Raw genomic sequence first — 14,593 nt, 5'->3', positions numbered from 1 at the left:
CGGCCGCAGGGAACCTCCGCTCTAACATGGCCAACTCGGGCTCACGCGCGCCGTGGCTCGTCGCGTTGCTGGTCGCGGTGCTGGTTCTCCCGATCGTTTCAATAACGGTCTACTTCACCGTCGGCATCGAACGGCAAATCGCTAAAGCGCAAGAGGAGCGCGAAGGGCTCGGACAGCTCGAGCGTCTCCAAACGTTCTTCGCCGATGCCTCGACGTGGGCCCAAGCCGTGCGGTGTCCGGGCGTCCCGGCAGCGATGGTGTCCGCCGCAAACGCGCGCACCGAACAGGATCTCTCTTTTATAGAAGACCCAGGTCCGCGGCGCGCATGGCGCGCGTTGCGCGCGACCGGACCGACGGATCCCGCGCTCGATCATCTGTTTTCGTCGCTGTACGACTCGACGATGTCGCTGTCGGATCAGACCGGACTGACCTTCGATCCCGCGATTGCAGGCATCGATTTGAGCGACTCGCTCGCCTATCGCATTCCCAACGCGCTCGACGGCTTGCAGCGCGCGCGACGGATGTTATGTACGGCCCGAGGTCCGATGATGACCATCGCCGAGCGCGTCGCGCTGGTCAAAAGTCAGACGCGCGCCGAGCAGGCCATGGCCGACAACACGCAAGACGTTTCCGATGCGCTCGCCCGCGACAGCACCCTGCGCGACGTCGCGGGTTTGTCGTCGTCGCTTCGCCGCGCGCAGGCGGACGCTGCAATCGCGAGCGACCGTCTCGATCGGCTCGTCACCGAAACGTCGCCCCGCGAACGCACCGCGACGGTACGCGCGCTCGATTCACTGGTGGCATCGCTCTACGCGCTCTGGCACGAAGAGACGCCCGTTTTCCGAACGATGATCGCGCTGCGGATCGACGAATACGGGCGTCAGCGCTTGATCGCGCTCGTACCGGGACTTATCGGCGTCGTCGCTGCGGTCCTCGTCGCGTTTCTCACCATGCGACTCATCTACGAGCATGCGGCAAAGCAAGTCGCCGAGCATACCGCCGCCGAACACGAACATACCGCAATGCACGATCACTTGACCGGCTTGCTGAACCGTCGCGCGTTCATGGGCGTGCTGCAACGAGCGTCTGAATCCGGCAGCGGCGGCGTGGTCTGTCTTTTCGATCTCGACGATTTCAAAGGCATCAACGATACGTACGGGCACCTTGCCGGCGACGATCTCCTGGTGAACGTCGCGCGGATCATCGAAGCGTCGGTGCGCAGTACCGACGCGGTCGCACGGCTGGGCGGCGACGAGTTTGCCGTCTTCCTCCACTCGCCGATCGACCGGCCCGGTACCGAACGCGTCCTTTCCGCGATCGCCAATGAGGCGGCGTCGCCGACGATCGTTCGCGGCGAGACGATCCGCAGTTCGATCAGCGCCGGCGCGGCGATGGTCGACTGCGGTTTCAACATCGAAGAGGTGTTGGCCGCGGCCGATCGAGCGCTCTACGACGCCAAAGCCAACGCGCGCGGCGCGTTTCGGTTTGGGGAGATGGGTACAAGCGCATAGATGCGAATCCTGGCGCTCTTTTCCGCCACGGTGCTGCTCGCGGCGACGAGCGCGCCCGTCGATCAGTATTTCGGCAAGCTCAAAATGAGCGCGCTGCGCATCCGGTACGAAGTCGTGTCGATTCGCGACCGCTACGAGACGCACAAGATCCTTCCCGAAGATGCGCTGCATCTCGCGCTGCTGACCGAGGATGCGTTCGACGATTGGGCGCGTAAGTATCCCAACGATTCGTGGCTCGCCTCGACCGGCTACATGTTTGCGAAGGTCTATGCGGAGATGCCCGGCGCCATCGCGCGCGGTCACGCCGTCACGCTGTACACCTTCGTGAAATCGCGATTCCCCACGACGCGTTACGCGAATGAGAGCCGCGACGCGCTCCATCGCGGCGTGCCGGTCCGGCCCGACCCGGCGTGGGCCGCACAGCGGCGAGCGGCTTCTCCGGCGCCGTCCCCGTCACCGTCGCCGTCGCCGTCATCGTCCGGAGCGGCCTCTGCGGCACCCTCGCCGGCCGTTTCGCCCGCGCCGTCGCCCACACGCAGGGGGCCCTGGATTCGGCCGTAAACTGCCCTCCTCTCGGAGGTGCACTATGCGAAACATCCTTTTGATTGGCGGTACGCCGCTCGTCGGTATCGGCGACCAAGTGGATCCGGCCAAGATGGTCGCATTACCCGCCGGTTCGTTCGTCTCGGTCCCGGCCGGCCTGCATCACTACGCTAGGGCCAATACGATCCTTCAAATACATGGCGTGGGCCCATCGTCCATGCCCATGGTCAAAATGTAGCCGAGATCGAGTGGAACGAAAGGCCTTTATAGCCGCGTCGGCCGTCGTTGCGGCGCTGGCAACGGATGCCTGCGCCAAAAGCGCCTCGGCACTGGAAATGGTCGAGACGAAAGCCGAGTTCGATTACCCGGCTTTCGTGCGCCTCGTCAATCGTCCGTTCGACGTGCGCCAGTTGTGGGACGTCAACGGGTACGTGCCGACGGCGTTAGGCGCGATGAAGCACGCCTTTAACGGCTATCAGTTCGGCTACGCCATTCCCGCGGAGCGCATCGGCATTGCCGCCTGCCTCCACGGAACCGCTACCGCGTTCGCTTACAACGACGCGATGTGGACGAAGTACAAGCTGGGCGAAGCCTTCGGCTTCAAGGATCCCAGCGGCGACGTCGTGAGCACGAACATCTTTTTTCATGCCCGCTCTAAGAACGATCCGAACGCCGATGCCAACGACCCCGCCTCGATGTATCAGGACGGGACGCTCGAGGCGTTGCAGCGGCGCGGGCTGATCGTGCTCGTGTGCCATACGGCGGCGGCCGAGCAAGCGCGCTCGCTCGTCGGCGCCGGCGCCGCACCGCAATCCACGTCACCGGGTGACGTACTGCGCGACCTGCTCGCCAATATCGTACCGGGAGCAAGCGTCGTCCCCTCAATGGTAGCGACCGTTGGAATTCTGCAAAGCCGGTTTAAGTACGCCTACACCACGGAATAAATCAGAGCAGTCCCTCACCAGCTTCCCTTGGAAATGGCTGTGACGATGAACGCTTTGAAGTCACCCATCGAAAACGAAGAGCGGCGATTCACGCTGCCGTGCGGCTGCGTTGCCGTTACGAAAGACGACGCCTTTGCGGTGCAGTGGTGCCCGCATCACACGATGCTGCACGGCGTGCTCCCGGTCGATTTCGCTAAAGAGAGTCGCGCGGAACAGCGCGCCTATCGCTGAACCGCCCGCCAGCCTCCGCCCGGACCGTCCACCCACTCCACGAACCAACCGCCTCCGCAAGGAAAGGCGGGTTTTTCCAGTTGGCCGGGGTCGATGCCGAACGCCATCAGCACGTGCTTTGACGCCTCCCCCATCTCGCTTTTCCACCGTTCCATCTCCGGCGTCGAACTCTGCACGAGAACGCTCTGCGTCGCTTTGGCGATGCCGTTGAGCCCGTCGGCGATCGAGGTCGCTACGGTTTTAGAATCGATCATGTCGACGCTATTCGTTATTCGTCGTCGGGGGCCCGCAGCGACGGTTTGCGGGTAATGAAGAACGACGGCGGATACGGCGCCGGAATCTTCTTGAACGCACGCGGCCGCATCGAAAAGTCGAAACTGTCGGCGATGCTGTTAGCTCGCCGATCGGTATAGCCTCCGCTTTGCGGACCCAGCTTGGGCAGCCCAAACGTTTCCTCGACGAACTTCAAGATGCTGCCGAACTCGTACTCGGTGTGCGATACGTGCGGGCGCACGTACGGCGAAACGATGAGACAACCCACGCGAATCCCGAGCCCGCGAAAGTCCTTTTGAGGGGGCGGCACATTGTCGTAAAAGCCGCCCCAGTCGTCCCACACGATAACGATCGCCGTCGAACTCCATTCCGGCGACTTGCCGATTGTGTTGACGAGGGAAGCGATCCACGACGGTCCGTACGGCGACCCCGAATACGGATGATCCGACCAGTCGAAGTCGGGCACGACCCACGAAACGTTTGCGAGGTTGCCGCGCGCCGCGTCGACGAGAATCTGCCCCGGAGGCGAGACGACCTTCGACCAATCGGCCCCGTAGCGCACGGACGATATTGCATCGAACGACGACCAGAGGTCGCCCGAGTCGCCGCCGCCGATGACGGGCGCGTAATACTTCCACGATACGCCCGCTGCGTCGAGCGTGTCGGCCATCGTGTGAAACTGCGTAAAGCACGGCTTCGGTCCGCCGTAGGAGATCGCGCGCTGCGTGTTGACCGTCGCCGTGGTGGTGTTCGACGGCGCGTCGCATCCCCACGGCGATTGCGTAGGAAAGTCGACTTCGGACTGGCTAGGATTCAAATCTGCATTGCCGGCAACCAGCGTCAAATGCGCGGTAAAGCTCGGCCCGAACATCGTCGGAAACATGCGATCGGCCAGAACGTAGCGCTTGGCAATCGCCCAATACGGTTTGACCGCGCTGCGCTCGAGATGCGAATACGCAAACGCACCGATGGTATGTCCGGCCGACGTCCCGTTCAAGTCGAACTGGTTCATCTTGCCATTATTCCAATCCATGACGCCCGCGGCGAACCCGTGATCCATGTCGTGGACTTCGAAAGGAATCGGCGTAAGCGTCTGCTTCGTTCCGTTCGACATGTAGCCGTAGGGCAGCGTATCGGCTCCCGGAAAACCGTCGAAGACGTTATCGAAACTGCGGTTTTCCTGTACGGCGATGACGATATGTTTGATGTATCGCCCCGGGCCGCGCGCGAAAGCTACCTGTGCGGACGCATTGGGCAACGGTAGTGCGGCCGGCGGCTGCGCCCCGCACCCCGACATCGCTAAGCAAAGAGCCGCAAGAACGCTCGCGGAAATCCTGGACCGCACGCTACCCTCCGACCGGCAGGTAACGAGCGTACCCCTTAAAATCGCAACCCTAACAAGCACGCGGACGACCGGCGTCGGTCGAACGGCTTTCGGGCAAAGACCTGGCGATGGAGCGGCATCTCGACGCAATCGACGGCCTGCGGGGCATCGCTATCGCCCTGGTCGTTGCGTATCACTCGTGGCTGGTCTACGGCTTCAGTGCAGGCGTCGTTTCCCAGGGGGGCTTCCTGGGGGTCGAGCTCTTCTTCGCGTTGAGCGGTTTTTGCATGTTCTATCCGTTCGCGCGCTCGCGGTTCACGGGCCACGCTGCGCCGTCGTGGGGCTCCTACGCATACCGGCGTGCGATCAAGATTCTTCCGTCGTATCTTCTTGCGCTAACGGTCTTCGCACTCGCGTATTCGCATCGCGACGGTCTCCAGCAAACGGCGTACGCATACGCGGCGCACCTGCTCTTCGTCCACCCGTTTCTGCCCCACGAGTTTCAAGCGATCAGCGGACCGCTGTGGACGATCGGCGTCGAGGTGCAGTTCTACCTCATCTTCCCGGCTCTGTGCGGCCTATTTATGCGCCGCCCGCTCTACGGCGCGCTGCTCGTCGCGGGCTTCTCCGCCGCGTATCGCGGCTTCGTCGTAATCACCCACACCGACCCGGGGTTTTTCATCAGCAATCAAGTCTTCGCGTTCCTCGATCTCTTTGCCGCGGGCATGCTGGCCGCGTACGTGGTCGCGTGGGCGCAGACGCGTCCGCGAACTGTCGCACTTCCGGCCATCGCAACCGCCGGAGCCGTGGCCGCAATCGCCTGCGGCATCGCCGGGATGATCGCATTCACACATTCGAGCGCGATGAACGACAACGGCGATTTCTTCTTGTGGCAGATGCACTGGCGCCTCGGCATCGCCGCACTCCTGTTCGTGCTCGTCGCGGCGACGACGCTTTCGCTGCCGGCGATCCGGCGCGTCATCGCCAATCCCGTGACGGGTTTCCTTGCGATCATTTCGTACAATCTGTATCTGTGGCACCTGGAGGTTCTGTCGCTCGCGCAGCACGTCTCGCTGCCCTTGCCCGTCGCCCTGCTATGCGCGCTCGCGGTTGCCGCGCTGGTGACCTATGCGGTGGAACGCCCGCTGATGGGCGGACGCCGGCATCCCGCGCCCGCTCGGCAGCAATCCGTGCAGACGGCTTGATGTAATCATTACAGCGTAGCAACAGAGTGCACTCCTGCAGGCGTCGAAGTCAGGGCGCCGGTGAACACTCTCTCGCTACGGTCATTATTGCGGCGCGCTTTCTTTTGCGCGACCGCCTTTGCTCTGCTCGGCTTCGGAGCAATCCCCTTGCAAGCCCAACAAACGGCACAAGCGCCGCTGCGCGTGCTCCCGCTGGGCGACTCCATTACCGCCGGAATCGTTGCCGGCGGACATCCCGGTACGGGCGGTTATCGGACGCTGCTGGAACGCTTGCTGGCACAGCTGCCGCGCAAGGCCGTTCTGGTCGGTTCGCGCGACGACATGTCGCCGGAGATGACCGATCCGTGGCACGACGGATGGCCCGGCTACGTGATCCGCAGTACGAGTCCCGGTGCGCCGGGTGAACTGTACGGCGGCCTCGCCAAAGGCGTCGTCGCAGAGACTCATCCCGACATCGTGCTGCTGATGGTAGGAACGAACGACTTCCTTCGCTACGAAGCGACGCATGGAACGTACTCCGTCGACGAGATGGTACACAGCATGGACATGCTGTTGACCGATATTTACTCTGCCGCGCCCAAGACGCACGTGATCGTCGGCGCGATCGTCGACAGCCCCAAGGTCGATGCCTGTTACGTGGAGCGCTTCGATACCGGGCACAGCAGCTGCGATACGGGCTCGCACCCCAGCCTCGCCGGTTTGGTCGGGCAATACGCCGCGCGCGGCTACGCGATCTCCTACGCGAGCGGATTGCTCCACGCCGTTGCGCGGGATACCGAACACTTCCCCGACGGTATCCATCCGGTCGACGGGCCCCAAGGGTACGACGCCATCGCCCGCATCTGGTTCGACTCGATCCAAGGCGTGCTGCACGACACCGACCAAGTAGCGTCGGGCAATAAGAAATAGCTACTGATTCTGTTGCTGCACCCAGAGCGCTCGGTTGACGACGTCGAGCGTAAAGCTGCGGCCTTGCCAAAAATCGTTGCCCACCAGACAGTCGTAGATCAGATTATCGTACTTAACCGGCGGCCGGGTCAACTTCGTTTGAGGTGCGTCCTCGAGTGCTATGGAAGGGACGCCGTCTTTTTTAAAGACGTTATCGAGAACGATATCCTTGCGGGCGGTGTCGATCAGGCATAAGCCGCTGCGTCCGTTGCCGAAATCGAATCGCGCGAAGACGGCTAACGCCGTGCCGAGATCGTCTTGAAGGACCAGCGGAACGCGAGTGGCCGTTCGCCGGCGCTCCGGAAACGAGACCGCGTCTTCGATGATGATTTGGTGCGCGCCGAAGTCGACCGTAGCGTCGGTATCGCGAAACGCTTCGGCCGAGATCAGTCCGTCGACGCCGCGCGCGGCGAACAGTCCGTTCCACACGCCGACGGTCGTATCGCCGATGCGAGCGTCACCGAGCTGCAGCGAGACGATCTTCCCCATCGGCAGGTCGAGTCGTTGGCCGGTAAGGCGCAAGGTGGCGTACTTTCCTTGCAGCGATACCCAGGGCGCCAACCGTTCCGAAAGCACGTCGATGCCCGACCCCAGGTCGAGCAGCATTGGCGTCGGCGGCCTTCCGTCGATCGATGCGTTGAGCTTGATCAACCCGTCTTCGTAAGTGAAGGGAATCGTCTCGACCGCGCCGGCGGCGTAGGGAATCGCGCAAAGCACTGCGACGGAGAGAAGCGTTTGAGCAAATCGACGGATCATCCGATGGCTCCTTTGAGCGCTTCGAGCGCGGTATCGATCTCTTCGAGTGTATTGTAGTGCGCGGCGCCGATGCGAACGACGCCGTCATCCTCCGCGATGCCAAGACTGCGCACGACCTCTAACGCGAAGTTGTGCCCCGACCATACGAACACGTTCACGCGGGCGAGCGCTTTCGCGATCTCGGCCGAGGCGACGCGGTCGTGCGTAAACGAAACCGTCGGCACGCGAGAACGCCCGTCGGACGGATCCGTCAAACCACAGACCGCGACGCCGTCGTAACGCTGCAGTCCGTCGATCAGCCGGCGCGCAAGCCGTGCTTCCCACGCGATACTCGCCTCAAAGGCCGCGCGAATGCGGCTGCGCCGGTCGCCCGCGGCGCCATTTTGCGTTCCAAGCCAGGCGAGGTATTCGACGGTCGCGGTCAGTCCGGAGTAAAGCTCGATTTGCGGCGTACCGGTCTCGAACTTCGCGGGCAGTTCGTCGACCTGCGGCCGTACCTTATAAGGGTGTAGCCGTTGGAGCAGCTCCTCGCGTCCCCACACGATTCCCACGTGGGGACCGAAGAACTTGTAGGCCGAGCAGGCCAGGAAATCGCAGCCCAACGCCGCCACGTCGACGAATCCGTGGGGCGCGTACTGCACGGAGTCGACGTAACTGATCGCCCCCGCTTCTCGAACCAGCTTACACAACGCCGCCACGTCGTTGATCGAACCGGTCAAGTTGCTGGCGTGATTCAAAGCAACGATGCGGGTCTTGGACGATAACGTTTGCGCGAGCGCTGCGGGCTCGATGCGCCACGTCGAACGGTCGAACGGCACCCAACGCACGATCGCGCCACGCTCCTGCGCGATCGCCAGCCACGGCGCGATGTTGCCGTCGTGGTCCATCTTCGTCACGACGATCTCGTCGCCGGGCTCGATTGCGTGCGCGAGACTGCGCGAGAGCGTAAACGTCAACGCGGTCATGCTGGGACCGACGAGGATTTCGCGCTCGGAAGCCGCTCCGACGAGATCCGCCGCGGCGCGGTACCCGTCGGCGACGATTGCGCCGGCGGCGACGCTCGTTGTGAAGTAGCCGCCGAGATTGGCGTTGGTCTCCAGCAAGCAACGGGCAATCGCATCGGCGACCGAAGCGGGAACCTGCGTTCCGGCCGGGTTGTCCAGGTAGACGCGCGCTGCGTCCCCGTCGCGCAGCGACAGGGCCGGAAACGCTCGCCGGACGGCAGCAATAGGAAACGATTCTACCTGCATCGCCTGCGCGTGTTCGCGCTCAGGCAGCCGAGCTCATGGCGTCTGGCGACCGAGAGGAGTATCCGGCGCTGACCGACGCGGCGGTTTTGGGAAAAACGTCGGCATGATACGCACGTTGATTGCCATCCTGGCGCTTGCCGCCGGAACAATTTCTCCCCTTGCCGCGAATGCCGGACCCAACGGCGACACCGTCAAGCTGTCCCCCGTCAGCGGAAGCAGCGCGAGCGGCACCGTGGATTTGATGCAACAGACCGACGGAACGAAGGTGTTCGTTCACATCTTCGCCGGGAGCACCGACGGCCAGCAGGCGCGCATTGCAACCGGCACCTGCGACAATCTCGGCCCTGGGCCCGCGTACACGCTGCAGCCGCTTGCCGGCGGAAAGTCGACGACCGTGCTGCAGGGCGTGCAGCTCAACACGCTCGACGGACGCGTTTCGGGTCAAGCGCCCGACGCTCACTACGCGGTCGTCGTCGAACGCAGCAGCAGCGATCCGACGCCGGTCGCCTGCGGTGAGATCCGCCCCGGATAAATTCTAGGCGAGGAATCCCTCGACGAAGAGCGCGATGCCGCCGGCACCGGCCAGCAACCCGACGTACCACACGGGTTTGACTTTCGACAGGGCGGCAATCGCGCTCAGCGCAATTGCGACCTGAATGAGCCCGACCGAATATTCGAAATAGTGCTGCTTGTAAAGCTGCTCCGCGGATTCGCGTTCGAGCCGTCGCGCTGCGGCCGAACGCTCGAGTTGTTTTCCTATTTCGTCGGCAATCTTGGCGCGATACTGCTTCGCGCGAGACGTCACGCGTGGGGAAACAACGCCTTGGGTATCGAGCATTCCGTCGAGGGCCACCGCGTAGAGATGATATTTTTCGCGCGACGCTTGAAACTCTGCCCACGTGTCGGAGGCCTTAATTTGGCTAATCATCCCTTCGTTAACGAGTGACGTCGCTTGTACCGCCGCTATCGCGGCAAACACCGCAAGCAGCGCAGTGGTCAGCCCAACGTAGTCGAGCCACCCCGCGCGCTTGCGTTCGAGTTGGAGTTCGCGGCGCTCTTCGCGCGCCTCAGAAATAGCCTCCTGGAGCTCCTTCGTATCGACCTCAAGGTGCCCGGGCATCGGCGCGCCTTTGCGCTATCTCGGCTTTTTGCGAGACGGAACCTTACCGCCCTCGCGACGCGCCTCGCTCAAACCGATGGCGATCGCTTGTTTACGGCTCTTGACTTTTTTGCCCGAACGCCCCGAACGCAACTCCCCATGTTTCATCTCGTGCATGGCGCGTTTGACTTTCTTTCCGGCCTTGGCGCCGTACTTTCGCTTCGAGCTCTTCTTCTTACGCCCGGAGCTCTTTTTTCGGCCCGAACTCTTTTTGCGACCGGAGCTCTTTTTGCGACTGGAGCTCTTTTTGCGACTGGAGCTCTTTTTTCGCGTCGAGCCTTTGCGGCGCGTCGACTTCTTGCGGGATTTCTTGGTTGCTGCCATTCCGTGCCCTCCCTATTGCGAGCCTACCCGGCCTTTTGCGCGTGAAACCCGCGGGTACAAGACTGGAATGGAGAACACGATTCTTCCGAGCCAAACGCAGGCTCGCCAGCCCGGCCTGCAATCGGCAATGTCGCCGCAGCCGCGCAGCGATCGCGAAGAACATCCGCGCAGCGACCGCTTCATCGACCGCGTGTTCGTGGTTTCCGGCGGCGATAGCGGCATCGGCCGAGCGGTCGCCGTCGGTGCTGCCAAAGAGGGCGCCGACGTCGCGATTCTCTATCTGGACGAGCACGGCGACGCGGAGACGACCGGTCACGGCGTCAAGGAATACGGCGGCGAGTTCGTCAGCATTGCCGGCGACGTCGGAGACGAAGCGTTTTGCCGATCGGCGATCGATCGGATTTACCAGCAGTTCCAACGTATCGACGTTCTGGTCAATAACGCCGGCGAGCAGCACGTTAAAGAGGATATCGCGCTCGTTGACGAAGCGCAGCTCGAGCGAACGTTTCGCACGAACATCTTCTCGCATTTTTTCCTGACGAAAGCCGCGTTGCCGCACATGCGCGAAGGCAGTGCGATCGTCAACACCGCCTCCGCGACGGCATTCCACGGCAGTCCGCACCTGCTCGACTATTCGTCGACCAAAGGCGCGATTGTAGCGTTTACGCGTTCGCTCTCCAGTTCCGTCGTCAAGCGCGGCATTCGCGTCAACGCGGTCGCCCCCGGGCCGATTTGGACGCCGCTGATTCCCGCGTCGTACGACGACAAGCGTATCGCGGAGTTCGGTAAGGATACGCCGATGGGGCGCCCCGGTCAGCCCGATGAGGTCGCCTCAGCGATCCTCTTCCTGGCTTCCAACGAGGCATCGTACATTTCCGGTGAGGTTCTCCACGTCAACGGCGGCGACGTGGGCAATACGTGAGTTGAGAAAGGGACGTTAGCACGTGAACACCAGTGCATTCTTGCTGCAGCGCTTGGTCGATTGGAAGGTCAGCCGGATTTACGGTTACCCCGGTGACGGAATCAACGGTTTGCTGGCTGCGCTCGAAAAGTTCGAGGACAAGATCGAGTTCATTCAAGTGCGTCACGAGGAAATGGCGGCGTTCATGGCCTGCGCGCACGCGAAGTTTACCGGAGAGATCGGCGTGTGTATGGCCACCTCCGGACCGGGCGCGATTCACCTACTCAACGGTCTCTACGATGCGAAGATGGATCACATGCCGGTCGTCGCTATCGTGGGTCAAGCAGCGACGATGGCGCTGGGCGGATCGTACCAGCAAGAGGTCGACCTGCAAACGCTCTTCAAAGACGTGAGCGAGTACAACGCCACCATTACCAGCCCGATGGCGACGCGCCACATCGTCGATCGCGCGTTCCGCGTTGCAATGGGATTGCGCGGCGTGGCAACCGTTATCTTTCCGAAGGATCTGCAGGAGGAAGACTACACCGAGCCGCCGCGCAAGCACAATACGCTGCACAGCGGCGTCGGCTACAGTAAGCCTGAAGTCGTCCCGCGCGCCGTCGATCTACAGGATGCCGCCGAGATTCTCAACGGGGCTTCGAAGGTCGCCATACTGATCGGCGCCGGCGCGCGCAAAGCGGCCGACGACGTTATCGACGTAGCCGACGCGCTCCAAGCGTGCTGCGCCAAAGCGCTGCTTGGAAAAGACGTGCTCCCCGACGATCTGCCCTGGGTGACCGGCACCATCGGTCTTCTGGGGACGCGGCCGAGCTCCGACATCATGAACCAGTGCGACGCGCTGCTCATGATCGGAACGAACTTCCCGTACTCCGAGTTTCTGCCGAAGGACGGCTCCGTACCGGCGGTACAGATCGACATCGATCCTCGCTATTTGGGTTTACGTTACCCCGTGGATTGCAACCTGGAAGGCGACGCCGGCGACACGCTGCGCGCGCTGCTGCCATACCTGCAGCCCAAAACCGACACGTCCTGGCGCGAGAGCATCGCCAAGAACAAGGCAGAGTGGTATAAGATTGAAGCGGATCGCGCGCAGATCGCCGCCGAGCCGATCAATCCGCAACTGCTCTTCCACTCGCTCAATCAGCGTCTGCCGGATCGCGCAATCGTCACCGGCGACGCAGGCACGCCGACCAACTGGATGGCGCGCCACCTGATGGTGCGCCGCGGCATGAAAATGTCGCTTTCGGGAAATCTCGCGACGATGGGCTCGGCGGTACCTTATGCCATCGCCGCGAAGTTCGCCTATCCCGATCGCTGCGTCATCTCACTTCCGGGCGACGGTGCGATGCAAATGAACGGCATCAACGAACTCATCACCGTTTTCCAGCATTGGAAAAAGTGGAGCGACCCGCGCTTGATCTTCCTCGTGCTCAACAATGCCGATCTCAATCAGGTCACGTGGGAGCAGCGAATCCTTTCCGGCTCGCCGCGCAACATGGAGACGCAGCCGCTGCCCGACTTCGCCTACGCCCGGTTCGGCGAATCGCTGGGTTTTTTGGGGATTCGCATCGACCAACCGGAGGACGTCGACGCCGCGTGGGATCGCGCGCTCAGTGCCGACCGGCCCGTGGTCTTCGAAGCGATGGTCGACGGCAACGTTGCCACCTTGCCGCCCCATATCTCACGCGAACAGGCCATTCACTTCTTCCAGTCGATCCGCAAAGGCGATCCGAACGCCGCTGGCGCCGTGAAGGAGTCGATCAAGCAGATCATCTCCGGAATAGTGCCGCACCGCGAGAAAGCATAAACCGCTCGTAATAGACTCTTAAGAGTCGCTTGCTAGCATCGCCGCAGCATGTCTTGCACGGCGGCCGATGCGATTGAGGCCTTTTTTAAGGAAGCCCGCTTCGAAGAAGCTGCGCGGGTCGTGGCGGCGACGCATGCCGACACGCGCGGCGCAGACGAACCGCTTCGTCGCCTGGCGGCCGGCGTTTTCGCAGCGGACGGGCGCGATCACCGTCTCGCGGCGGTTGCCGATCTCAGCGTGCAGGGATGCCGTACGGTAGCCGACGCGGTCGCGTGGTGTTCGGGCATCGAAGGCGGCGCGCAAAGTCACGACTACCTGACGGCCGCCGTCGTGCTCGCGTGGTCCGGCGATCGCGAAGCCGTCTACGACCTGTTGCGCGAGGCGCACGACCGGGCACTCTACGAGCGGCGGTTTCACTTCGCCGTCGCCGCGCGCGAGCGGCTGGCGCACCACGCCGTCCTCTTCGGCGACACCTCGTATGCGCGTACCGCGCTCGACGAGTCGCTCATCATGGCCGCATCGTACGAGTTGATCGACTGGCGAACGTACTGCAGCTCCCGCCTGGCGGCACTTGCCGTCAATACCGACGACTACGTCGCAGCCGGCGATGCGGTGAGCGTCGCCGCGGGCCTTCCACGCGACGCTGAAACGCTCGCCCTTTTTGCACCGACGGCGATCCGCTTGGCCCTGCGCAACAACGATACCGTCCAATGCGAACGGTGGTCGTCGCCGGAGATTTTGGCGCTCGCCTTCACCGCCAGCGATCCTCGCATCGTAGTCGCCGCCGCCACGTCCTCGCTTCTCGCCGCGGGAACGGCGGCGCCGTTGCAGTCTTCTTCTGCGCGTGCGCTGCGGCGTGCGCTGCTCGCGATCGACACGCCCTCGAGCCACGTGGAGTTTTTGACTCTGGCCGCACGCGCCGGCGACGCCGAAGAAGCGCGCGTCGCTACGTCGATGCTGCGCGCGACGTTCGCGCCCCAACGCCGGTACCTCGAAGCGCACTACCGGCTCGCGCGCGCATACCAGCTACTCCGCGGTGACGACCGGTCCGCCGCGATCGATTCGGCCGGCGACGCCGCTCGCGCGTTCGACGCGATGAGCATGCGACACTGGGCCAACGAAGCGATGCTATTACTGGTCCGCCACGACGAGTTGACGGAGCGCCCGCTGCGACGGCGGCCGAGTGCGGTTTCGCTCACGCGCCGCGAACAGCAAGTCGCACACCTCATCCGGCGCGGCGCTTCGAACCGCGAGGTCGCCCACACGCTGCAGATCAGCGAGCACACCGTGGAGCGCCACGTGAGCTCGATCCTTTCCCGGTTGGGTCTGCGCTCGCGATGGCAGATCGTGGACGTGCGAATCTCGGGCGCCGAACATTAACGTTCGCCGAAGATCC

The 14,593-nt window shown here is 63.0% G+C and carries 16 protein-coding genes; 11 read left to right on the top strand and 5 right to left on the bottom strand.

What is annotated here, in order from left to right:
• Positions 1–26: 26 nt before the first annotated feature.
• From VGG89_00435 to VGG89_00415, 5 genes are read left to right on the top strand one after another with little or no spacing between them, the layout of a single operon-like run.
• Positions 27–1,511, top strand: coding sequence for a GGDEF domain-containing protein (locus VGG89_00435; protein ID HEY1974994.1), 1,485 nt, complete (start codon positions 27–29; stop codon positions 1,509–1,511).
• Positions 1,512–2,072 carry a hypothetical protein gene (locus tag VGG89_00430; protein HEY1974993.1) on the top strand — a complete coding sequence of 187 codons (561 nt, stop codon included), beginning with the start codon at positions 1,512–1,514 and terminating at the stop codon, positions 2,070–2,072.
• Between the two features lie 25 nt (positions 2,073–2,097).
• Positions 2,098–2,292 carry a hypothetical protein gene (locus VGG89_00425; GenBank protein HEY1974992.1) on the top strand — a complete coding sequence of 65 codons (195 nt, stop codon included), beginning with the start codon at positions 2,098–2,100 and terminating at the stop codon, positions 2,290–2,292.
• Positions 2,293–2,302: 10 nt separating this feature from the next.
• Positions 2,303–2,998, top strand: a complete 696-nt coding sequence (locus tag VGG89_00420; GenBank protein ID HEY1974991.1) for a hypothetical protein — start codon at positions 2,303–2,305, stop codon at positions 2,996–2,998.
• A gap of 45 nt (positions 2,999–3,043) precedes the next feature.
• Positions 3,044–3,229 (top strand): hypothetical protein, encoded by a 186-nt coding sequence (locus VGG89_00415; protein ID HEY1974990.1) that lies wholly within the window; start codon positions 3,044–3,046, stop codon positions 3,227–3,229.
• Here the strand turns inward: VGG89_00415 and VGG89_00410 are convergent.
• A complete protein-coding gene (locus tag VGG89_00410) occupies positions 3,220–3,483 on the bottom strand; it encodes a hypothetical protein (protein HEY1974989.1) in 264 nt (87 codons plus the stop codon). The two genes, VGG89_00415 and VGG89_00410, sit on opposite strands and share 10 nt — an antisense overlap.
• A 14-nt stretch (positions 3,484–3,497) precedes the next feature.
• Positions 3,498–4,847 (bottom strand): alkaline phosphatase family protein, encoded by a 1,350-nt coding sequence (locus VGG89_00405; GenBank protein HEY1974988.1) that lies wholly within the window; start codon positions 4,845–4,847, stop codon positions 3,498–3,500.
• A 107-nt stretch (positions 4,848–4,954) separates the two neighbouring features.
• On the opposite strand from VGG89_00405, the gene VGG89_00400 reads away from it, so the two are divergent.
• Positions 4,955–6,031 (top strand): acyltransferase, encoded by a 1,077-nt coding sequence (locus tag VGG89_00400; GenBank protein HEY1974987.1) that lies wholly within the window; start codon positions 4,955–4,957, stop codon positions 6,029–6,031.
• A 147-nt stretch (positions 6,032–6,178) separates the two neighbouring features.
• Positions 6,179–6,940, top strand: coding sequence for a GDSL-type esterase/lipase family protein (locus tag VGG89_00395; GenBank protein HEY1974986.1), 762 nt, complete (start codon positions 6,179–6,181; stop codon positions 6,938–6,940).
• Here VGG89_00395 and VGG89_00390 read toward each other — a convergent pair whose 3' ends face one another.
• Positions 6,941–7,735: a hypothetical protein gene (locus VGG89_00390; GenBank protein HEY1974985.1), complete on the bottom strand. Its 795-nt coding sequence runs from the start codon at positions 7,733–7,735 to the stop codon at positions 6,941–6,943.
• On the bottom strand, positions 7,732–8,985 hold the full coding sequence (locus tag VGG89_00385; GenBank protein HEY1974984.1) for a cysteine desulfurase-like protein: 1,254 nt from the start codon (positions 8,983–8,985) through the stop codon (positions 7,732–7,734). The genes VGG89_00390 and VGG89_00385 overlap by 4 nt, the downstream gene beginning before the upstream one ends.
• A 103-nt stretch (positions 8,986–9,088) precedes the next feature.
• On the opposite strand from VGG89_00385, the gene VGG89_00380 reads away from it, so the two are divergent.
• Positions 9,089–9,517, top strand: coding sequence for a hypothetical protein (locus VGG89_00380; GenBank protein ID HEY1974983.1), 429 nt, complete (start codon positions 9,089–9,091; stop codon positions 9,515–9,517).
• 3 nt (positions 9,518–9,520) lie between these two features.
• Here VGG89_00380 and VGG89_00375 read toward each other — a convergent pair whose 3' ends face one another.
• Positions 9,521–10,105 (bottom strand): DUF4337 domain-containing protein, encoded by a 585-nt coding sequence (locus VGG89_00375; protein ID HEY1974982.1) that lies wholly within the window; start codon positions 10,103–10,105, stop codon positions 9,521–9,523.
• A gap of 430 nt (positions 10,106–10,535) precedes the next feature.
• Here VGG89_00375 and VGG89_00370 point away from each other — a divergent pair, with 430 nt between their 5' ends.
• The 3 genes from VGG89_00370 (at position 10,536) to VGG89_00360 (ending at position 14,577) form a co-directional block, all read left to right on the top strand.
• On the top strand, positions 10,536–11,390 hold the full coding sequence (locus tag VGG89_00370) for an SDR family oxidoreductase (protein ID HEY1974981.1): 855 nt from the start codon (positions 10,536–10,538) through the stop codon (positions 11,388–11,390).
• A gap of 22 nt (positions 11,391–11,412) precedes the next feature.
• A complete protein-coding gene (locus tag VGG89_00365) occupies positions 11,413–13,197 on the top strand; it encodes a thiamine pyrophosphate-requiring protein (GenBank protein HEY1974980.1) in 1,785 nt (594 codons plus the stop codon).
• A 120-nt stretch (positions 13,198–13,317) separates the two neighbouring features.
• Entirely contained in the window at positions 13,318–14,577 is a 1,260-nt protein-coding gene (locus VGG89_00360) for a LuxR C-terminal-related transcriptional regulator (protein ID HEY1974979.1), read from the top strand.
• Positions 14,578–14,593 lie beyond the last annotated feature (16 nt).

The sequence above is a fragment of the Candidatus Baltobacteraceae bacterium genome (assembly GCA_036488875.1).
Lineage (GTDB): Bacteria > Vulcanimicrobiota > Vulcanimicrobiia > Vulcanimicrobiales > Vulcanimicrobiaceae > JAFAHZ01.
The sequence above is the reverse complement of the archived record's forward strand: the minus strand, read 5'-3'. Positions and strand labels throughout refer to the sequence as shown.